The organism is Alkalihalobacillus sp. FSL W8-0930 (assembly GCA_037965595.1).
In the GTDB taxonomy this organism is placed as follows: domain Bacteria; phylum Bacillota; class Bacilli; order Bacillales; family Bacillaceae_D; genus Alkalicoccobacillus.
This window is the reverse complement of sequence record CP150183.1, coordinates 1,285,037-1,304,287: the sequence shown is the minus strand read 5'-3', so window position 1 is coordinate 1,304,287 and position 19,251 is coordinate 1,285,037. Positions and strand designations below refer to the sequence as shown.

General features: G+C 39.1%; 23 protein-coding genes. 6 read left to right on the top strand and 17 right to left on the bottom strand.

What is annotated here, in order from left to right; genetic code table 11:
* Positions 1 to 4: 4 nt before the first annotated feature.
* The 5 genes from tgt to ruvA form a co-directional block, all read right to left on the bottom strand.
* Positions 5 to 1,144 (bottom strand): tRNA guanosine(34) transglycosylase Tgt, encoded by a 1,140-nt coding sequence (gene tgt, locus NSQ54_06915; protein WYP27815.1) that lies wholly within the window; start codon positions 1,142 to 1,144, stop codon positions 5 to 7.
* 17 nt (positions 1,145 to 1,161) lie between these two features.
* The gene (gene queA / locus NSQ54_06910) at positions 1,162 to 2,187 is read right to left on the bottom strand and encodes a tRNA preQ1(34) S-adenosylmethionine ribosyltransferase-isomerase QueA (protein ID WYP27814.1); all 1,026 of its coding nucleotides are present in this window, start codon (positions 2,185 to 2,187) and stop codon (positions 1,162 to 1,164) included.
* Between the two features lie 76 nt (positions 2,188 to 2,263).
* Positions 2,264 to 2,476 (bottom strand): DUF2905 domain-containing protein, encoded by a 213-nt coding sequence (locus NSQ54_06905; protein WYP27813.1) that lies wholly within the window; start codon positions 2,474 to 2,476, stop codon positions 2,264 to 2,266.
* Positions 2,473 to 3,474 (bottom strand): Holliday junction branch migration DNA helicase RuvB, encoded by a 1,002-nt coding sequence (gene ruvB / locus NSQ54_06900; GenBank protein WYP27812.1) that lies wholly within the window; start codon positions 3,472 to 3,474, stop codon positions 2,473 to 2,475. Before ruvB ends, NSQ54_06905 begins: the two co-directional genes overlap by 4 nt.
* 18 nt (positions 3,475 to 3,492) lie before the next feature.
* Positions 3,493 to 4,101, bottom strand: a complete 609-nt coding sequence (ruvA, locus tag NSQ54_06895; protein WYP27811.1) for a Holliday junction branch migration protein RuvA — start codon at positions 4,099 to 4,101, stop codon at positions 3,493 to 3,495.
* Between the two features lie 134 nt (positions 4,102 to 4,235).
* On the opposite strand from ruvA, the gene NSQ54_06890 reads away from it, so the two are divergent.
* Entirely contained in the window at positions 4,236 to 4,490 is a 255-nt protein-coding gene (locus tag NSQ54_06890) for a hypothetical protein (GenBank protein ID WYP27810.1), read from the top strand.
* A 191-nt stretch (positions 4,491 to 4,681) separates the two neighbouring features.
* On the opposite strand, the gene NSQ54_06885 is transcribed toward NSQ54_06890, so the two are convergent.
* Entirely contained in the window at positions 4,682 to 5,761 is a 1,080-nt protein-coding gene (locus tag NSQ54_06885; protein ID WYP27809.1) for a modification methylase CeqI, read from the bottom strand.
* Positions 5,762 to 5,924: 163 nt separating this feature from the next.
* Between NSQ54_06885 and NSQ54_06880 the strand changes: the two genes are divergently transcribed.
* Entirely contained in the window at positions 5,925 to 7,016 is a 1,092-nt protein-coding gene (locus NSQ54_06880; protein WYP27808.1) for a metallophosphoesterase, read from the top strand.
* Positions 7,017 to 7,180: 164 nt separating this feature from the next.
* On the opposite strand, the gene NSQ54_06875 is transcribed toward NSQ54_06880, so the two are convergent.
* Both NSQ54_06875 and NSQ54_06870 read right to left on the bottom strand, forming a co-directional pair.
* Positions 7,181 to 7,609, bottom strand: coding sequence for a hypothetical protein (locus tag NSQ54_06875; protein ID WYP27807.1), 429 nt, complete (start codon positions 7,607 to 7,609; stop codon positions 7,181 to 7,183).
* A gap of 31 nt (positions 7,610 to 7,640) precedes the next feature.
* Complete coding sequence (locus NSQ54_06870) at positions 7,641 to 8,621, bottom strand: NAD-dependent epimerase/dehydratase family protein (protein ID WYP27806.1); 981 nt, start codon at positions 8,619 to 8,621, stop codon at positions 7,641 to 7,643.
* Between the two features lie 48 nt (positions 8,622 to 8,669).
* Between NSQ54_06870 and NSQ54_06865 the strand changes: the two genes are divergently transcribed.
* A complete protein-coding gene (locus NSQ54_06865) occupies positions 8,670 to 9,065 on the top strand; it encodes an NUDIX hydrolase (protein WYP27805.1) in 396 nt (131 codons plus the stop codon).
* A gap of 382 nt (positions 9,066 to 9,447) precedes the next feature.
* Here NSQ54_06865 and NSQ54_06860 read toward each other — a convergent pair whose 3' ends face one another.
* From NSQ54_06860 to NSQ54_06835, 6 genes are all read right to left on the bottom strand, one after another.
* Positions 9,448 to 10,059 carry a DJ-1/PfpI family protein gene (locus NSQ54_06860; protein ID WYP27804.1) on the bottom strand — a complete coding sequence of 204 codons (612 nt, stop codon included), beginning with the start codon at positions 10,057 to 10,059 and terminating at the stop codon, positions 9,448 to 9,450.
* A 37-nt stretch (positions 10,060 to 10,096) separates the two neighbouring features.
* On the bottom strand, positions 10,097 to 10,579 hold the full coding sequence (locus tag NSQ54_06855; GenBank protein ID WYP27803.1) for a GNAT family N-acetyltransferase: 483 nt from the start codon (positions 10,577 to 10,579) through the stop codon (positions 10,097 to 10,099).
* Complete coding sequence (locus NSQ54_06850; GenBank protein WYP27802.1) at positions 10,576 to 13,473, bottom strand: DEAD/DEAH box helicase; 2,898 nt, start codon at positions 13,471 to 13,473, stop codon at positions 10,576 to 10,578. Before NSQ54_06850 ends, NSQ54_06855 begins: the two co-directional genes overlap by 4 nt.
* A 29-nt stretch (positions 13,474 to 13,502) precedes the next feature.
* On the bottom strand, positions 13,503 to 13,898 hold the full coding sequence (locus tag NSQ54_06845; protein ID WYP27801.1) for a (deoxy)nucleoside triphosphate pyrophosphohydrolase: 396 nt from the start codon (positions 13,896 to 13,898) through the stop codon (positions 13,503 to 13,505).
* Positions 13,899 to 14,246: 348 nt separating this feature from the next.
* Positions 14,247 to 15,725 (bottom strand): YdiU family protein, encoded by a 1,479-nt coding sequence (locus NSQ54_06840; protein ID WYP27800.1) that lies wholly within the window; start codon positions 15,723 to 15,725, stop codon positions 14,247 to 14,249.
* A 91-nt stretch (positions 15,726 to 15,816) separates the two neighbouring features.
* Positions 15,817 to 16,080: a hypothetical protein gene (locus NSQ54_06835; GenBank protein WYP27799.1), complete on the bottom strand. Its 264-nt coding sequence runs from the start codon at positions 16,078 to 16,080 to the stop codon at positions 15,817 to 15,819.
* 51 nt (positions 16,081 to 16,131) lie between these two features.
* Between NSQ54_06835 and NSQ54_06830 the strand changes: the two genes are divergently transcribed.
* Positions 16,132 to 16,434, top strand: a complete 303-nt coding sequence (locus NSQ54_06830) for a hypothetical protein (GenBank protein ID WYP27798.1) — start codon at positions 16,132 to 16,134, stop codon at positions 16,432 to 16,434.
* 14 nt (positions 16,435 to 16,448) lie between these two features.
* Here NSQ54_06830 and NSQ54_06825 read toward each other — a convergent pair whose 3' ends face one another.
* Positions 16,449 to 16,847, bottom strand: a complete 399-nt coding sequence (locus NSQ54_06825; protein WYP27797.1) for a hypothetical protein — start codon at positions 16,845 to 16,847, stop codon at positions 16,449 to 16,451.
* 54 nt (positions 16,848 to 16,901) lie between these two features.
* Positions 16,902 to 17,471, bottom strand: a complete 570-nt coding sequence (locus NSQ54_06820; protein ID WYP27796.1) for a DUF6434 domain-containing protein — start codon at positions 17,469 to 17,471, stop codon at positions 16,902 to 16,904.
* An 88-nt stretch (positions 17,472 to 17,559) separates the two neighbouring features.
* Between NSQ54_06820 and NSQ54_06815 the strand changes: the two genes are divergently transcribed.
* On the top strand, positions 17,560 to 18,336 hold the full coding sequence (locus NSQ54_06815; protein ID WYP27795.1) for a Cof-type HAD-IIB family hydrolase: 777 nt from the start codon (positions 17,560 to 17,562) through the stop codon (positions 18,334 to 18,336).
* A gap of 10 nt (positions 18,337 to 18,346) precedes the next feature.
* Positions 18,347 to 18,907: a hypothetical protein gene (locus tag NSQ54_06810; protein ID WYP27794.1), complete on the top strand. Its 561-nt coding sequence runs from the start codon at positions 18,347 to 18,349 to the stop codon at positions 18,905 to 18,907.
* Here the strand turns inward: NSQ54_06810 and NSQ54_06805 are convergent.
* Positions 18,870 to 19,238, bottom strand: coding sequence for a nuclear transport factor 2 family protein (locus tag NSQ54_06805; protein ID WYP27793.1), 369 nt, complete (start codon positions 19,236 to 19,238; stop codon positions 18,870 to 18,872). The two genes, NSQ54_06810 and NSQ54_06805, sit on opposite strands and share 38 nt — an antisense overlap.
* Positions 19,239 to 19,251: the final 13 nt, after the last annotated feature.

The window sequence follows — 19,251 nt, the reverse complement described above, 5'->3', positions numbered from 1 at the left end:
TCAATTAGAAGTTTTTAGCATCCGCCTTATTGAACCCATACTGCTCAAAAAATTCTTCCTTAAAGTCGAGCAACCTGTCCTCCATAATTGCCTGGCGAACGTCCACCATTAAGTTTAACAGGAAATGCAGGTTATGATAAGTAGTAAGTCTAAATCCGAACGTTTCTTCACATTTAATGAGGTGACGGATGTAGGCTCTTGAGTAATTCTGGCAAACATGGCAGCTACAGTTCTCATCAAGCGGCCCAAAATCACGAGCATACTTTGCATTACGAACAACAAGACGCCCATTACTAGTCATACATGTTCCATTACGAGCAATACGTGTCGGCAATACGCAATCAAACATATCAATTCCACGGATCGCTCCGTCAATTAATGAATCTGGTGAACCGACTCCCATTAGATAACGAGGTTTATCAAAAGGAAGTAATGGTGTTGTAAATTCTAATGCACGGTTCATCACGTCTTTAGGTTCCCCAACAGATAATCCACCTATGGCGTATCCAGGAAAATCAAGAGAAACGAGATCACGAGCACTTTGTTTACGTAAATCCTCATATTCTCCACCTTGAACGATTCCGAATAGTCCTTGATCCTGTGGTCTAGCATGCGCCTCTAAACAACGCTCTGCCCAACGACTTGTCCGTTCCACAGACTTTTTCATGTAATCATGCTCAGCTGGGAATGGCGGACATTCATCAAATGCCATCATAATATCAGAACCTAACGCATTCTGAATCTCCATAGCCCCTTCTGGACTAAGGAAAAGCTTCGCACCATTTAAGTGGTTACGGAATTCAACGCCCTCTTCAGTAATCTTACGCAAGTTACTTAAACTAAATACCTGAAAACCGCCAGAATCCGTTAAAATCGGACGATCCCAGTTCATAAACTTGTGTAAGCCACCTGCTTCACGAATAATTTCATGACCAGGTCTAAGCCATAAATGATAGGTGTTACTTAAAATAATTTGCGCATCCATGCGATGCAAATCCTCTGGACTCATTGTTTTTACTGTTGCAAGCGTTCCAACCGGCATAAACATAGGTGTCTCAAAGGTGCCGTGTGGGGTGTGGACTCTTCCAAGTCTTGCACCCGATTGTTTACATGTTTTGATGTGTTCATATCGAATAGCTGTCATACGTTTGTCCCCTCTTGTTACTTAATCAGCATGGCATCGCCAAAGCTGAAGAAGCGATAGTTCTCTTGTACGGCGTGAGCATACGCACGTAATATGTTTTCACGTCCTCCGAGTGCACTCACAAGCATCACGAGTGTAGACTTTGGAAGATGGAAGTTTGTAATTAATGCATCAACTGCCTTAAAGGTATACCCAGGATAAATAAAGATATCTGTCCACCCCGACGCTTCCTTAAACTCGGTTTGAGCTTGTGCAATGGTTTCAAGGGTACGAGCAGATGTTGTTCCTACGGCGATAATTCGGCCTCCACGCTCCCTTGTTGCTTGAAGAATCGCAGCCGTTTCGGCAGTCATTTGATAGAATTCAGAATGCATTTGATATGTTTCAATGGTATCAACACTCACCGGGCGAAATGTTCCCAGACCTACATGTAATGTAATCGGAGCAATACTTACTCCTTTTTGTCTTAATTGATCCAATAAGTCATCTGTAAAATGTAAGCCGGCCGTAGGTGCTGCAGCAGAGCCAATATTTTTGGAGTAAACCGTTTGATACCGTTCACGATCATCTAGAGTCTCTTTAATGTAAGGAGGCAGTGGCATCTCACCAAGCTGATCGAGTACTTCATGAAAGATTCCATCATAGCTCATCTCAAAATCCCTGCCGCCTTGCTCACCCTCTGATACACACGTCGCTTTGAGCAAGCCATCTCCAAACTCAACAACCGTCCCAACCTTCACGCGCTTGGCAGGTTTGGCTAACGTCTCCCAACGATCACCTTCTACCTGTTTAAGAAGAAGCAATTCAATCCCGGCACCAGTATCCTTCTTGGCGCCGCGGAGTCGTGCAGGCATCACGCGGGTATCATTAATAACTAGCGTGTCACCTGACTTAAACTCTTTAACAATGGAAGAAAAGGATCGGTCCTCTGTTTGTCCTGTTTCCTTATTTAACACAAGCAAACGAGACGCCGTTCGATCAAGAAGCGGCGTCTGCGCAATGAGTTCTTCTGGTAAATCAAAATCAAAATCTTCTACATTCATATCTATGTCACCTTTTTATCTAGTCATTCGTTAGTCCTTCATTAGAATAACGGACTTATCTTGTCAAATCAAGCTCTTACCGTCTAAAGAGAAAGAGCAGTAAACTAAGAACAACACTCACGATGATAGAGGTCATTAATGGAAAATAGAATGTCATATTCTCACGTTTGATCACAATATCACCAGGCAGCTTTCCAATAGGCAAGAACTTACCTCCTATATACCAAAGCACCCCAACAACAACTAAAATGATTCCTGCTATAATCAGGAACTTAGGAGCCTCATTCATTCACCTGGCACCTCAAGTTTAAAATGCTCATAACACGAATGAGTGACAACCCGTCCTCTAGGTGTTCGCTGGATAAACCCAATTTGTAGTAGATACGGTTCGTAAAGATCTTCAATTGTATCTGACTCTTCTCCAATCGTTGCAGCAATCGTATCGAGCCCTACTGGACCGCCTCTGAACTTTTCGATCATTCCTCGAAGCAATTTATCATCAATGTGATCGAGGCCCAGCTTATCTACTTGGAGTCGTTCAAGAGCACCCGTCGCCAAATCGTACGTAATAACTCCTTCGCCATCCACCTGCGCAAAGTCACGTACTCTTTTTAGCAAACGGTTGGCGATTCTTGGTGTGCCTCTTGCCCGGCGTGCCAGTTCTTCTGCTGCACCTTCTTCTAGCTCCGTCACAAAAATATCTGCTGTACGACGAATGATGTCTGCTAGCTCGTTTTCATTATAGTATTCTAATCGTTCAACAACGCCGAACCGATCACGAAGCGGCGCAGAAATCATTCCTGCCCGAGTGGTTGCACCAACTAATGTAAATGGAGGAAGATCCAGACGGACAGACCTTGCCGTTGGTCCTTGTCCAATCACGATATCTAAACAAAAATCTTCCATCGCTGGATACAACACTTCTTCTACAGAACGATTTAATCGATGAATCTCATCAATGAACAGCACATCGCCCGGTTCAAGAGCCGTAAGAATTGCTGCTAAGTCTCCAGGTCTTTCTATGGCAGGTCCGGAGGTTGTTCGCATTTGCACGCCCATTTCCGAGGCAATAATAGCCGACAGCGTTGTTTTACCTAGTCCAGGTGGGCCGTGTAACAATACATGGTCCAAACTTTCTTCACGCATCTTAGCCGCCTGAATATAGACTTCAAGATTACGTTTGACCTTTTCCTGGCCAATATATTGACTAAAGCTTAGGGGCCGGATCCCGCCCTCAATTGAATCCTCCAGCGGTTGGCTTTCAGCTGAAACTAAGCGTTCTTCCATGTGCCCACGCTCCTTTCATTAACGTTTAAGCAGAAGTTGAAGCGCCTTTTTAATATACTCATCAATTTCTAACGTTTCCTCTTCTAGCTTAGGTCGAATTTTCTTTAATTCTCTATCTACATAGCCGAGTGCTTTAAGAGCCTCAAATGCTTCATCTAATGCATCTGTTTTCGGCTCGGTATATGGTGTGAATAAATTTGGCTCTTTGGAAGGCATGTCATCGGTAAAATCAATCAGCTTGCCTTTTAAGTCTAATATAATTTGTCTGGCCGTCTTTTTACCTACACCAGGGAAGCGGGTGAGTAATGCTTCATCCTCTTCCTCAATTGCCGCTACAACGTGTTCCGGCTGGCCTGATGCACAAATGGCTAGTGCACCTTTTGGTCCGATTCCCGAGACGTTTAGAAGCTTCTCGAAAAGCGCACGATCCTTGCGAGTAGGGAAGCCGAATAGACGAATCTGGTCTTCTCTCACATAATGATGTGTAAAGATTTGAATCATCTTATGTAGCTCATGTTGATATATATATGGGTTAGGACAATATAACTGATAGCCAAGCCCATGATGATCAATGACCACATACTGCGTGTCAATTGCTTCAAGCGTTCCTTTTACGTAATCAATCAAAAGTACAACCTCTCCTATGCGAACATTTATTTCTATTTTAGCACATACCCCTTGTTCGGTCACACCGGAATTCAGGTGTGAACTTGAGTGAAACGGGTATGGAAGCATATGGATGAAATGAAAGGAGACTGCTCATGTTTAGAAGGGATATGGAAAACGCCTTAATGACACTCCAACCTAAGGAACGCTTTTATCGGACTTTACTCTTGGTTCCATTTGTTCTCATTCTAGTTGCACTTATCTTTATTGTGCCAGGAGGTAACTGGAACCTCCCCGTGAAAATCATCGTCTCTGCCATCATGATTGCATTTGTTATATGGCGCTTAATTGTTAACTACACAAGAGCAAAAGCACAACTCGAACTTGAAAAGGAAGAAAAAAGCAAATAAAAAGCGCCCTCGCGAAAGGACGTTAATAAGGAAATACAACTATGGCTTCTCTCTACCGGTATCTACTTTACCTGTAATGCTTACCTCTTGGACCGAATTGTTATCAGTAGCATGCACATGGTGAGAGAATCCTGTTGAAATACCGATTAACAAAATGGTCAAACAAAGTGCGCTTGTCCATTTCTTAATAGTTAATCACTCCCTAATGTATATTGAAGAACATTCATATCTCTAGCTATTTTCATATAATTCAACGCCAATTCAAGATTTCCTCTTTTTTCATAAAAACAGGAGATCTCTTCACAAACCTCTGAAGCATCAAAATATAATTCTTCATGAATTAGCATTTGAACACCTTTACTTACAGCTTCCTCATCAGGAGTGACATGAAGATGACGACAAACCAAACACCTTGCCTGATACTCAATGTTTCCTTGTTCAAATGCTAATTGCTCAGCTTCCAAAAGTAATCTTTCCGCACCTTTTTCTTTTAAACGTAACTTAATAAACGCCAAATCAGCCTTTGTTTTTATACCTATAATTGAATCTTCATGGTCTGAAATAGCAAGCGCACTTTCCATATAATCCTTTGCTTCGTTTTGGAGGTTTTGCCGTAACCGATTAATTCCAAGACCTCTTAAAATAAGCGAATGCGCATAAGGAAAATCAAAAGAATCTTTCACAATGCGTTGATATCTTGCCTCGGCTTCATTATATCGAACAATTTCCGTATCAATCGCTGCTAATACTAGCTCAGCGTATAGAACTTTTTCTTTATATGATTCGTCTTTTATAAATATCGCCAATGCCATCTCTATATAGGAAACCGCAAATGTGTATTGATTAATACGATAATATCCTTCACCAATCCGTTGATAAAACTCAGCTCGTTCATAATCATCCGTCACGTGCTCAAGCAAAGCCTCAGCCTTAACGTACAATCGGATCGCTGATTTAAAACGATTACAGTAGAATTCGTTTTGGCCATTCATAAAATAATACAAAAACTCTAAGAAGGGATCGGATTGTTGTAGGGTTCCGACAGAAGAATGTGAGTGTGATTCACTCTTTGACTCTTGAAGTAGCAGTTGATGTCTGAATTCCAGCAATGAGTAGTAGGCCAAGACTTTATCACTTTGTTCCATGTCTGATAGCATCATTGTAATTTCTTCTTTTATCGCAATGGATTGATCTATCTCTCTAGCAATCATGAAGCGATACCATTCTGCGCACTTTGCTCCAACCATAGCCGCCGATATTGCCGTTCTCAAACAACCACCTCCCTAAATCTATTATACCGGTAAAATTTTCATATTGACAATCACTAAGTTTTGGAAAATCTTCACTTTTTACTGCATGTTCATTCTATCCTGCATACCTAACATTCGTTATACTAATAAAGAATCATAGATCGTACATGTCAGGAGAATATGAATGAATACTACATTAGGACTTATCATCTTCATAATTGTGTATGCAGCAATCAACTTTTATATCGGATACAATGGTTGGAAATGGGCCAAATCAACGCTAGGCTTTAAATGGTTTAAAACCTATTGCGTGATACTTGCCTTTTTATCTTCTGCTTATATGCTGGCAATGGTTTTCACCTCAAGAATTTTAGAATTGATAGGTGGCTATTGGCTTATCATCTTTGGATACTTGTGTGTTCTGCTTCCAGTCATTAATCTCGTATATTTTTTAAGCAAAAAGAACACCGGTTTGAAAAAATGGAGTGGGGTTGTCACGCTGGCGTTTCTTACTTTTGTGATGATCTACGGTTCATTTAACGCATGGAACCCTACCGTAAGAAACTATACAATTGAGCTTAATAATCCTACAAAAGCAATGCAGGGAGAAGAAGTTAAGCTTTTAATCGCAGCAGACCTCCACCTTGGTGAAGTCATTGGCGTGAGACACTTGGAACGATTTGTGCAGCTCGTCCAAGAAGAACAGCCCGATCTCATCCTCCTTGCAGGAGATATTATCGAGAATAGCTTTTCTCCTTATATGGCTAATAATTTAACAGAAACAATGAAACAGTTAGAAGCTCCACTAGGGGTTTATGTATCTCCGGGAAATCATGACTACTATGGTGGCGATCTCTTCTTATTACGAGATGAGTTTAAAGACATCGGATTTCATTTTTTAATGGATGAAGCCGTAACAGTTAATGATGAATTAACGATTATTGGCCGAAAAGATGAAACGGATGAAAACAGAGAATCAATCTCCTCCTTAATGGAAGCAGTCGATGATTCCCTGCCAGTCATTATGATTGACCATCAACCAAAAGAGATTAGTGAAGCTCACGAATCGGGGGTGGATCTGATTGTTTCAGGGCACACGCATCGAGGCCAGGTGTTTCCTGCAAATCTGATTACAAGCATGATTTATGAAAATGATTGGGGCTACCTACAGCGCGATCAGCTTCATTCATTTACTACATCTGGATTCGGTTTCTGGGGACCGGCAATTCGCATTGGCAGCCGATCCGAAGTGATGTCAGTTACATTTCAATATTAAAAAAAGAGTGAGTCAGCTTTAATGTAGATAGTAAAACACGAACAGAGCACAATATCCGCTACAGGAGAATCCCTCGCTTGATTTCTCAATAACAAGAATGGCGAATGATTAGATCATCAAATCATTCGCCAATTTCGTATTGATTTTAGTGTTGTCCCAGGCTCTTAATTCTTTGCTTGTGCGGAAACAGACCACACAAGAAAAGAAACCGGATAAAGTGTTGTTATGATACCGAGTACGATTGTCATCGTTAACGGCAGGAGCTGACTCTGATCTGTGATAGAATGTAAAAACGCCTGATTAGCAAATAAAAGACATAGAGTCCCACTATGCTTCAGGATCAAACTCATACGCCTACCTTTTGCGTACATTATATGCCTGTTCCCCTCATTAAGCCCAATATAGTTGAGCCGTTCAGGGTGTCGCGTGAGTATATGGATGAACAACCATAATCCAATTGCAAGCATAGGTAATAACCATAACAGCCACTTACTTTCTGTCTCACTAGATTGAATTGGGATCTCATGCGGAAGTTCAGGCCAGTAGGTTAATAGGATGAAGATATGAGTTAAGAATAAAAGTAAGGTTAGCATGGCTAGTGATTTCCCTAGGAATTGTTCTCTTTTATTCATCATCTATTGTTTTTGAAGCAGCGATTACTTTGTCGTATTCCTTTTTAAAAACAGTGTCAATTAAATGATTTTGCTCTAAATACCACTTGTAGGTCCTTGCAAGTCCCTTTTCTAATGAAATGGATGGCACCGGCAAGCCTGACTCACTCAATTTACAAATATCAAGTAAATAAGTAAGGTCTCTAAATGGAAAAAACGAACCTAAAGTTATATTTAAATGATCCATTGTCTCTTTTGTGATTCCCTTTACATTAAAATCCTTGTTAACTACTTGTTTAACTGTCTTCACAAGCGTTAGCCAATCAACTTCTTCAGGATGAGTTAAATTATAAGCTTCTCCGTTCACTTGCACATCGTCCATTGTTGCTAACAAAACCTTTATTACATCATGGATATGTATAAATTGTACAAACGCAGCTCCGGACAAAGGGATAACTATTGGAATTGATCGATCTGCTCTGCTAAATAAGAAAGTTTCTCTTTTTAAATTATTGCCTTCTCCATATACGTAGGAAGGTCTAAAGATCACACAAGGAAAGCCTGTTTTATTGTATAATTCTGATAGATAATCCTCAGCTTTTTTCTTATTGTAACCATAATCCTTCCAATTTGGATTAAACCCTCGATCATTCGTCTCTATTAGTAACGTTTCTGATGAAAGATAGACTGCTCCTGAACTTATAAAGGTGTATCGTTTCAGACAACTCTGATCAACACTTTCTACTACGTTTTCTACATCTTCTTTTGTGTAACCTGAAACATCAAAAATGTAATTGTATACATTATCTTTAAAAATATTTCTTAGAGCACGTTTATCTTTTCGATCCGCAATAAGGTGTTTATTAAAACCATGAAAATCTACCTTCTTATGACCTCTCGTTACAAAATCTACACTGTACCCACTTTTTATTAAATCAACGACTAATGCTTTACTTATGAATTCCGTTCCACCCATTACTAAAACTTTGTTCATGCATACCTCCGATGGAATAAAATTAATTTAAACTTAAGGTGATAAACGATGTTATTTATTTTCACTTCAGCGGCATTTATTTATAACGATGATGGACACATTCTACTTAAGAAAGATCCTAAACGAGGATGGGAACTTCCTGGTGGGCACGTTAATAATAATGAAAGCCTTAAAAGGGCTGCTATAAGGGAAGTTAAAGAAGAAACAGGCTTTAATGTTGAAATTCATTCTTTCTGTGGAATGTCCCATGAACAATCGAAAGCTGTTTGTAATTATTTTTGGAAAGGAATTGTGATTAGTGGAGAACCAACTTTAAACTCTGAAAGCTTAGATATTCGTTTTTTCAGTTACACCGAAGCTCTTTCAGTTATTACTAACTCAGATTTCAGAGAAGAGTTGATTTATTGTGTTGAGGTCCCCGGGTTTTTACTTACATTAAACTAACTAATTATCTATTAATATTAGTATAATGTTTAAGAATGAAAGCCATAAAAAAACTGAGGTGCATTACTATAACTAGTTATCAAGATCAACATACTGAAATTCTTACTCTATCTAGAGTAGAAACCTATCGTATTAAAAGCAAATCAAAAAGGAACAAATGGCTAAAATGGATTGGAGTCTTTTTTTTCTTTTGGTTGGCAGGTGCAGTTTCCTATTATTCTGCAAAATATCTACCCAAAGAGAGTGGAACCGCACTTTATTTCACAGGTATATTTATTAGAGGAACGCTTATTGGACTATTTGGATTAATGGTGTATTCAGCCCTACAAAAGAAATAATACATGGCAAAGAACCCTCCAATTAAGTTGTGCTTTATCCTATATTAATCAAACTCAATAGTTTCTCTTGTCCTAGTGGCTGTTTCTACATCAAACAGCCTCTCAACAAGATATAATGCCATATTTATTCCAGAAGAAACCCCAGCGGAAGTAATAATTGAGCCTGCGTCTACATACTTAGCATCCTTCACTAGCGAAATTTCAGGGTAGGATCTCTCCATAAGTTTAAACGCGGCACGATTTGTTGTTGCTTTTTTCGTATTCAATAACTCTGCCTCAGCTAATACAATCGCTCCTGTACATACTGAGCCAATTAAAGCTTGTTGATTTGATTTGATCCACTCTAGGATTTCGTTATTATTCACAACCGTTTGTATAGTCTTTAAAGTCCCTCCAGGAATAATAAGAATATCGAACGTCGGTGCTGTTTTAAAACTATATTGAGGAGATATTTCTAATCCATGATTCGCTACAATTTTCTCTCCATCAAGCGAAACACTACTTACATTAAACGGTTTATGTTCGAGATGACTAGTTAAGAGCTTCTTCAAGTCTTTTTCATGGAATGTCGTCATGTTAAAAACCTCATACGGTCCAACAAAATCCAATGCATCTACACCATTAAAAAGTAAAATACCTACCTCAAACGTTTTCATTTTTTAACCTCCTAGGTATTTTTATATAATAAAACGGCTAATTCTCGTCCCCTACCTTTATCTTCTCCCAATCCATCTCACGTTCCATTCTGTTCTCAGGCTTTTGTAAAGACTGAAATCCAAACTGTTCATACAAACCATGAGCATCGTTTGTTCCTAGGTTAAAGCGAGTTCCACTAAGCTTCGGGTGCTCAACAATCACACTAAGTAACCACTTACTTAAGCCATTTCCGCGAAATTCAGGAAGAATAAAGACATCACATAGCCAAGAAAACCGAACAAAATCTGAAATGACTCGGGCGAAGCCAACTAGTTTAAGACCCTCTTCACCCTCCTCTTTTACATAAACACCATAACAAAGAATGGAGTGCTGAATGGCCTCGGTAATGAGTTCCTTCGGGGTATCATCTGGCCACCAATAGGATTTATTTGATAGAAATTGATAAATAGCGTTGATATCTAATTTGTCTTTATCTGTGGTGATAAGAAATTGACCTTTTGTGTAGGTTAGAGGCTTCATCCGTTTGACGTCCCTTCTACTAAATAAGAATAGAGTTTGTCATCAACTTTATGTTCAAGGACTAAATCCATATGAACCACGTCAAGCAATTGACCATCCTTGCCAGGCATTTTAGTATTTACGGCGCTTTCTTTTTCGTAACGTGCCTTGCCTAAGTAGTAAAAGTCTGTTCCTTCATCGTTATCTTTTTTAACAAATAAATGCAAATCTATGTTTTCTTCATCGGCATTCATAATCTCTATTACTTCTTTTGAAGCCGTTGTACGCTTACTTCTTGTACTCCATCTTAAAACTTCTTGATTTAAAAATTCTTCATGATAGCTAATACTTTTATCAAGATCTTCTTGTTTGTGATATGTCACAAAGATCGGACAAGTCTGGTGTTTAGTCTTATAGCCATAAATGGTTGAACTTTCATCGTTTTCCCAGTTTAATAGCTTACAAGCATCCTTTCGTGAATATTTCTCGTATAGTGTTAGTGGTAAATGATTTGAATATCTTTGATTTTTTATTCTAGCGCTTCTCAGAACATCGGTTACCATTCGATAAAAATAAGCATTTGTCGATAAACAATTGCTTACCTTATTACTAAAGGAATTGCCCTCCGTTGATGAGATAACAATCGGTTCTTCCCCGTACTTTTTACGGTACACTTGAGCATGAAACGTCAAGTCGACATGTCTTTTTAAAGAATGTAAAGTGTTATCATCTGTTCGTAATTGATTTTTTGCCAGAGCTTCTTTAAGTTCAGAGTGAGACACATATTCTTTTTCTAAAAGCATCTCAAATAAAATGACTTCGTGTAGCCTTTTTCCGTTTAAGATTTCTTGTGAAAGCATTGTTAAAACTTGCTTTTCATAACTAGATAATAAGGGTACTTCTTCCCGCGTCTTCACAAGAAATTCATAATAGTTACCTTTACCAACTAAAACCTCTGGATCTACCGAATGATGCTCAAGAAAGTCTTTAAGATATGGCACTCTTCCTAACCTGTTCTTCAACTCGATGTATGCTTCCTTTAGCACCTTCATAGTGGATAATTTAGTTGAATCAATCGCTTGAAAGATTCTGCTTTTGGCTATCGCCTCAAAATTAATTGTAGATGCGCCTCTAATATAGCTTGTATCTTTTGTTTTTCTTCTAATTGTATCTTTATTTAAGGACTGATCTCCAGATAATGCAATGGGTATAAGATAATTGGTTTTGTAATTACCTATAAAATCAATTATGGTCACATACTCTTTTGAACGATGCTTTCTCAATCCTCTTCCCAGTTGTTGAATGAAAATGATGCTAGACTCCGTTTGTCTCAGCATGACGACTTGATTGACACAGGGGATATCGATTCCCTCATTAAAAATATCCACTGTAAGAATGTAATCCAGTTCACCTGCTTCAAGTTCTTTTACTCTTTGTTCACGTTCACTTTGAGAATGCTCACCAGTCAGTGCAGCCGTTCGGTACCCATATGTATTTAAGGCATTGGACAAAGAATGCGCTTCCTCTTTACGACTGCAGAACATGAGACCATGAACGCGCTTCCCGGAATATCCATAATAATTTATTTTATCAATAACATGTTTCACACGCTCTTCGGTTACCAATTGATTAATCGCTGTTGAGTCATCAATGACTAAACCATTAACCTCAAGCTCAGTAACTCCAAAGTAATGAAACGGACAAAGCATCTCTTCTTCTAATGCCTCTTGAAGACGTATCTCGTACGCCACATTATAATCAAACAGTGAATAGATGTTATAATCATCACTTCGCTCAGGAGTAGCTGTCATCCCCATTAAAAAAGAAGGCTTAAAATACTCCATCACCCTTGCATATGAAGAAGCTCCAGCTTTATGTACTTCATCTATTAATACGTAATCGAATGTATCCGGATTAAAATGATTTAAGATAGTAGGCTTTGAAATCGTTTGGATTGTGGCAAATAGATATTTCTTTTCTATATCTTTAGAGGTTCCACTCAAGACACCAAATTCTTCATCCATTCCACCAAGTACTCGTTTATAATCTTCTTTCGCTTTGTGCAGGATCTGTTCGCGATGTACGATAAATAGCATTCTCTTAGGTGCAAATTTCCTCACATCAAAAGCTGAGAGAAAAGTTTTTCCCGTTCCTGTAGCGGAAATAACAAGGCCCGTCTGTTTTCCTGCATCTCGAAGAGCTTGAATTTCCGCTAAGGCTGCTTCTTGCATTTTGTTAGGTTCAATTCGAACAGCTTCTTCTATTGTATTCAAATAGGGAACTGGCATTTCTATTACTTGTTCAATTTCTTGACGTTGTTTTTCTAGGGCATAATGTTTTTCATACGCTTCTATCCATGTTTTGGTTAATGTCTCTGAAACGCTCCATACGTGTTCAAATTGATCTTTAAAATGATGAATAATTTCTCCATCTTCATGGGACGTAAGTTTAACATTCCATTCATAGTTAACTTTTAATGCATGGGCGGTTAGGTTAGAGCTCCCGACAATTAAGGAATAGTGAGACTCTTTTTCAAAAATATATCCTTTTGCATGAAATCCTTTCAGACTCGTCAATCTCACTTCTACATTTTCAATTTTCATAAGTTCCCTGAAAATCTTTGGCTGATTAAATGTCAAATACGTTGATGTTAAGATACGGCCTTTTACCCCTTTTTCTTTAAGGTCCAACAAAACAGACTTTAATGTGGCAAGACCACTCTCGGTAATAAAGGCTACTGAAAATATAAACGATTGACTTGTTTCGAGCTCGTTGATTAACGTATCAAGTACACTTCTGCTCACACTCGAATGATTAACTAATAATTGAGGATGATACGTTGTCGCTTTTTTATGATTCTGATTCACAAACCCTTTATGCAAAGAAGCTTCTAAGTTCTCAAGGAAGTTGTACATATGCACCCTGCCTAACTATGTATTTACGTTCATGACATTTGTTTTGTTATCTTATCAATTGCAGGAATGTCTGCTGGTGCCCAGTCTAAATCATGCAGTCTTGAAGCAGGTAACCACCGGATTTCGTTATGTTCGGTTAACACAGGAGTTCCCTTTACTAATTCGCAGTAAAAGGTCGTTAAATGAACTACGCCAAAATCATATTCATAAACAGTCGTTTCAATCTTATCGTTTATTTTAATGTCACACTTCATTTCTTCTTTAATTTCTCTCGCTAGCGCTTCTTCTGGAGTTTCTCCCTCTTCTATTTTCCCTCCAGGAAACTCCCACATATAAGGTAGTGCTTTTGAGTCTCCACGCTGTGCACATAAAATAAGCTGTTCTTTTACAATGACCGCTCCAACAACATAAATGTTTTTCTTCATTTTCACTCTTCCTTTTTTTCAAGATCGTTCACTCATTTTAACATATTAACCCATTCACCATCGCATAGAAAAACAAAAAAGAAGTCGGGGCATAACTTGAATGTAGCGGATAAAACACGAATATAGCAAATAATTCGCTACAGAAGAATCCCTCGCTTTCCACGGGAACGGCCTCAGCCCCTTTCGCGGAAAGGGCACCGCTACAGTGTCTTCACCGCGTTCTGTTCCGTAGGAGTATCGGGTTCTTCCTCCGCTTGTTCAAATTTAATCACGAAAGGCGAATGATTCTGCAATCGAATCATTCGCCTTTTCAAATTAATTTATAGTTTTGTTCCAGACTCTTTCCCTTCACGTTCCACAGAACGTCCGATAGTCTTTTCCTTCATCTCCCGGCCCTTGTTTGTACGCTTCTTGTTCAGATGAATAAGCGAATGGTTCCTTTAAAACATGTAAGAGCTTGTTTAATACTGAATAGTCGCCTTTTTCCACAGCAGCATCTAATGCTTCCTCCACGCGATGATTCCTAGGAATGACCGCCGGATTATGCTGCTTCATAAGCTGTTGCACTTCTTCTATTGATTGTGGTTGACGTGTCAGTCTTTGTTTCCACTGCTTATGCCATCCAGAGAATTCTTTTGAGCACGAGAGTGCAGATTCTTCTCTCAGATCATCTAGAGTCAATGATCTGAATGTATTTGTAAAGTCAGCCTCTACAGACTCCATTATGGTGAGAAGCTGGTCAATTCGTTCTTGATCACTCTCTTCAATGGTAAATAGACCAAGCTTCTTGCTCATCCCCTCATACCAGTAATTCAAATACGTTGTTTTAAACGTAGCCAGCTCTTCCTGAACACGCTCAATTGCTTTTTCCTGGTCTTCCTCAATAAGCGGCAGTAGCGTTTCTGCAAATCGTGCCAAATTCCAATTTGCGATATAAGGTTGATTTCCATAGGCGTATCTTCCTTGAACATCGATTGAGCTAAAGACCGTATCTGGCTTATACGTGTTCATAAACGCGCATGGTCCATAATCAATTGTTTCCCCACTAATTGTCATGTTATCAGTGTTCATAACCCCATGAATAAATCCAACCAACTGCCACTTGGCAATGAGCTTTGCCTGACGCTTCAAAACGTCCCGATAAAATGCAAGGTAAGGATTGTCTTCTGATGCAAGAGCTGGATTGTGACGTTGGATCGCATAATCAGCTAATTTCTTTAACTCTTCTACGTTTCCTTTAGCTGCTGCATATTGAAAGGTACCCACTCTAAGGTGACTGGAGGCTACTCGGGTCATAACAGCTCCTGGTAAGCCAATCTCACGAAGAACGAGTTCACCAGTTGTTACGACAGCGAGACTTCTGGTCGTAGGTATGCCTAAGGAGTGCATTGCTTCACTGATCACATACTCTCTTAACATGGGTCCAAGGGCAGCCCGTCCATCTCCGCCTCTTGAGAAAACTGTTCGTCCGGACCCTTTGAGCTGAAGATCAAAACGTTCTCCCTCAGGTGTGATGTGTTCACCGATTAGTAGAGCTCGTCCATCACCTAACATGGTGAAATTTCCGAATTGGTGTCCTGCATACGCTTGTGCTAATGCATGGCCTCCTTCAGGAATTTCATTTCCGGCTAACACGTTTACCTGCTCTTTCTCTTTGAGATGATTCAATTGAAGTCCTAGCGAATTCGCAAGGCTCTCGTTTAGTAAAACGAGATCAGGCTCTTTTACAGCATTCGGTTCCAAAAGGCTATAAAAATTCTGCGGCAACTGAATATACGTATTGTCGAAATTCCAGCCTACGTGATGACCAAGATCTTGTTTAGACATGTAATCCCCTTCTTTTCAATAAGTTATTGTTAGCTTAACAGGTCTCCCCCTTACAATTCACACATTTTGGCTTATTATCCCTTAATGTCTGTTATAATGAAAAAATAGTAACCAGAAGGAAGATAAGAAACAAACCGCTTAAAATAAATCCCCACATTGCACGTTCGTATTTCTCATGCATCCATGAATTAATGCTTAATGCAACAAATAAAAATAAAAGTCCAAATGAAACAATATAATTACTAGCTGGAAATGAATGTTCACCGGCGATGCTCATATAGATGAGTAAAATTGTAATAAGTGGTAAGCCAATTACTAGTCGAATGATGAGATCTCTTTTACGCCATTGACTCATTTTTCTGTCTCTCCTTGATCAAATTTGTTAAAAAACAAAAAGGGTGATCCTATGTCTTTAGGTCGAATCTATTTAATTTGTTTAGGTCTAGCATTGATTTCAGTCTTAATCGCTCCACCCAGTCGATATGTAACCGAACATATGACAACCATTTCGTACGGATTCCCCGTTCAGTTTATGGATTATTATAGTTTTGAAGGTGAAGAGCCAGCCAGGTGGGAGCTATTTACTTTTCAAAGTATTTCCTTTCAACTTGTTGAATGGTTGCTTTCTGCTGCAGGATACTTTTTAGTCTTTGCGATTATTAAGTTGTTTAGGGATAAATTTAAGAAGGATAGAGAGGAAACCGTTTGATCGAAAAGTATTTTCTATAAATATGACTTCCCAATATTCTTATTTAGACAACGAAACCATTCTTGGTTATCTATAAATCCTGAAAAGAAGCTCCAATTGATCATTAGATAATAAGTTTGCTGATCGGTTTGGATGATTAAAGGCTCACCCTTTGTGAAGACACCTAACCGTATATCATAGTTAGTTGTGAACCTAGTGAAATTCTTATCAAATGTACATGAAATTGAGTTGATGTCTTTTAGATTAAGGTCATCCCAATTCTCAATCAATAATTGATCCTCTTTTAATTCAATTGACCCACTAAACCGAAATCGATAGCTCGGATGAATCCTTCCACCTACCATTTTTGAGAACGTAGTGTTCTGTAAGCTTTCTGCGGTATCACCAAAGTACTCTGCCTTCATTCGTCTCATTCCTACAAAGAATCACCTTCTATGAGTATTTACGTATTGTGGAGTGAGAGCGTTTCACTTTTTAAATAGATATTTATTACTCCCTGGAGTCTGCTTCATCCTCTTCCAGCCTTTGATTGCTTCTTCCCGGCTTTTCCCCTTGTTTGCCGGATCAGCAAAATAATCGCGAATATACTGGTTGTATTCAAACTGCGGAGATATCTCTTTTTTATAAGATGGATCCTTCTTACGCTTGTCCTCCTCATACCAATATTCCACCACATCACGATACGTTTTTCCTACGTTTGTTTTGAAGTATGATTGAATAGCTGTAGAAAAATGAAAAGAAGGAATCACTGATTTAAAGAAAGCTCGTACCTCTTGACTGCATCGATGATCCTGTGTAATTACCGTATCCAAGCTTAATGCATGAGTACTCAAAGTCGTTTTACGAACGTTTGCCTTTCTTTGAGGCTTCAAAATTTCACCTGTCTCTAGAAAGTGTAGGATGCGGGTTGAAATTTCTTGCTTTGAACCAGAAGCACTCAATCCATGCTCTCTACAAAACGTTTGCAACTCTTCCTTTAGCCAATAGTATTGTTTAAATTCTTCTACTCGACAATTTTTTGTTAATTCAGGTCTCATTTGTATCTCTCCCTTTCTCTTAATTCCATTTCCTAATTTTATCACAAGTGGTATAAATAGAGTGACCGCTAAAAAGGAGAGATTCGCCGTGCAGAAGATTGTTTTCTTTGATGTAGATGGAACGTTAACGGACCATAGAGATGGCACTATTCCTATAAACACACAGCATACTGTGCGAGCACTAATTAATCGTGGAATTCATGTTGTTGCAGCTACCGGACGGCCTTTGTCTATGTGTAACCAATTGATAAACTTGGGCATCCAAACCTTTATTACAGCAAATGGTGCGTACGTAAAACATAAGGAAACCGTGATTCATAAAAATGTATTAGACTCAAATGTCTTAAGAGATGTTCATGACTATGCAAAACACCATGATTCTGGGCTATTGTTTTTTACTGAAGGGCTCAGCATGAACGGGGTTAAAAATGAGAGAATTCAAACGGCACTGTATGAAACATTGTTGTTAGATGACTATCCTGAGCATGATCCATTGATTCACGAAAAAGATGTATACTTAATGTGTTTATACGAAGATCAGGCTGGCAGTAAGCATTTTGAAGAAAGATTCCCAGAGCTTATGTTTAGTCGCTGGCACTCTTCTATTTGTAATGTTCTACAAGAGGATGTTGATAAATCAATTGCTATCAAGAACGTACTTTCTTACTTTGGTATTAAAGCATCCGAGGCGATTGCTTTTGGAGATGGCTCAAATGATGTAGAAATGATCAAAACAGTTGGAACGGGCATTGCTATGGGGAATGGAAACGATCAGCTAAAATCTATCGCTGACTTTGTGACCACGTCCTCGACTGAAGACGGAATTACGCTTGCTTTACAAAAGTATGGAGTATTACCTGTTTAGGAGGATGATGATGGAACCTACTTTACTGAAGATCACCGAACAACTGAATAACCACAACATAACATGGGCAGTAGGCGGATCACTTATGCTTTCAATTCGAGGACTTGAAACGACTCCAAATGATATTGATTTGTTAGTAACAGAAAGTGATGCACCCAGACTTCTTCAAGTACTAGAGACATTAGGTGAAAAGCAACAACCAAAGTCTAGTCATCCTCACCTTTTTTCTACTTACTTTTCTCAGTTTCGTATAAATGGAATCGGCGTAGACGTCATGGCTGACTTTGGCGTTAAGCATGAAATAGGTATGTATATCAGTCCTCTACACGTAGAAATATCAGAACGCTTCCCATGTCCACTTAGTTCGCTCGAAGACTGGTATGTTCTTTACCTGCTTATGCCGAACAGAGAAAGTAAAGCGCTTTTAATTGAAGATTACTTTCAAAAGCATGGCGTATTAAAGCCAACCCTTTTACAAAATGCACTGACGCAGCCACTACCGCCATCTATAGTTGATAGAATCCATCAAGTGCTTACTCATTCGGTGACGGACTTAAATGCTCGTGAATGAGCTTCCATTGATCTTCAACAAAAATGAATACGTTTGTAGCTCTGCCATTACCAACTGTTAAAATGCCATTGATGTGCCCCTCGTAGTGGTATGAGTACGTACAGCTTGCACTCTTCATATCCTTAGAGAGCCATACAATTTCATTTGCTCGATATACTTCATCAGGCATGGCCTTCCAAGCACGTTCAAAGTACATTTTAATGTCTTCTAAACTAGTACATGTTTCATCACTAAACCAATACATCGCACTTGGATGCAGGCATTTTGCGACCTCTTTAAAATCATGGGTATTGGTTGCTCTAATGTACTCCCTAAGTGCTGATTCAACCACACTATTCACTCCC

Bases quoted from the DNA above. Each gene is read 5' to 3' on its own strand.
- tgt (WYP27815.1), bottom strand. From the start codon at position 1,144: ATGACAGCTATTCGATATGAACACATCAAAACATGTAAACAATCGGGT.
- NSQ54_06865 (WYP27805.1), top strand. From the start codon at position 8,670: ATGTTATTTATTTTCACTTCAGCGGCATTTATTTATAACGATGATGGA.
- ruvB (WYP27812.1), bottom strand. From the start codon at position 3,474: ATGGAAGAACGCTTAGTTTCAGCTGAAAGCCAACCGCTGGAGGATTCA.
- NSQ54_06905 (WYP27813.1), bottom strand. From the start codon at position 2,476: ATGAATGAGGCTCCTAAGTTCCTGATTATAGCAGGAATCATTTTAGTT.
- NSQ54_06880 (WYP27808.1), top strand. From the start codon at position 5,925: ATGAATACTACATTAGGACTTATCATCTTCATAATTGTGTATGCAGCA.
- NSQ54_06870 (WYP27806.1), bottom strand. From the start codon at position 8,621: ATGAACAAAGTTTTAGTAATGGGTGGAACGGAATTCATAAGTAAAGCA.
- NSQ54_06890 (WYP27810.1), top strand. From the start codon at position 4,236: ATGTTTAGAAGGGATATGGAAAACGCCTTAATGACACTCCAACCTAAG.
- NSQ54_06855 (WYP27803.1), bottom strand. From the start codon at position 10,579: ATGAAGCCTCTAACCTACACAAAAGGTCAATTTCTTATCACCACAGAT.
- NSQ54_06840 (WYP27800.1), bottom strand. From the start codon at position 15,725: ATGTCTAAACAAGATCTTGGTCATCACGTAGGCTGGAATTTCGACAAT.
- NSQ54_06820 (WYP27796.1), bottom strand. From the start codon at position 17,471: ATGAGACCTGAATTAACAAAAAATTGTCGAGTAGAAGAATTTAAACAA.
- NSQ54_06835 (WYP27799.1), bottom strand. From the start codon at position 16,080: ATGAGTCAATGGCGTAAAAGAGATCTCATCATTCGACTAGTAATTGGC.
- NSQ54_06825 (WYP27797.1), bottom strand. From the start codon at position 16,847: ATGAGACGAATGAAGGCAGAGTACTTTGGTGATACCGCAGAAAGCTTA.
- NSQ54_06850 (WYP27802.1), bottom strand. From the start codon at position 13,473: ATGTACAACTTCCTTGAGAACTTAGAAGCTTCTTTGCATAAAGGGTTT.
- NSQ54_06845 (WYP27801.1), bottom strand. From the start codon at position 13,898: ATGAAGAAAAACATTTATGTTGTTGGAGCGGTCATTGTAAAAGAACAG.
- NSQ54_06810 (WYP27794.1), top strand. From the start codon at position 18,347: ATGGAACCTACTTTACTGAAGATCACCGAACAACTGAATAACCACAAC.
- queA (WYP27814.1), bottom strand. From the start codon at position 2,187: ATGAATGTAGAAGATTTTGATTTTGATTTACCAGAAGAACTCATTGCG.
- NSQ54_06875 (WYP27807.1), bottom strand. From the start codon at position 7,609: ATGCTAACCTTACTTTTATTCTTAACTCATATCTTCATCCTATTAACC.
- NSQ54_06860 (WYP27804.1), bottom strand. From the start codon at position 10,059: ATGAAAACGTTTGAGGTAGGTATTTTACTTTTTAATGGTGTAGATGCA.
- NSQ54_06830 (WYP27798.1), top strand. From the start codon at position 16,132: ATGTCTTTAGGTCGAATCTATTTAATTTGTTTAGGTCTAGCATTGATT.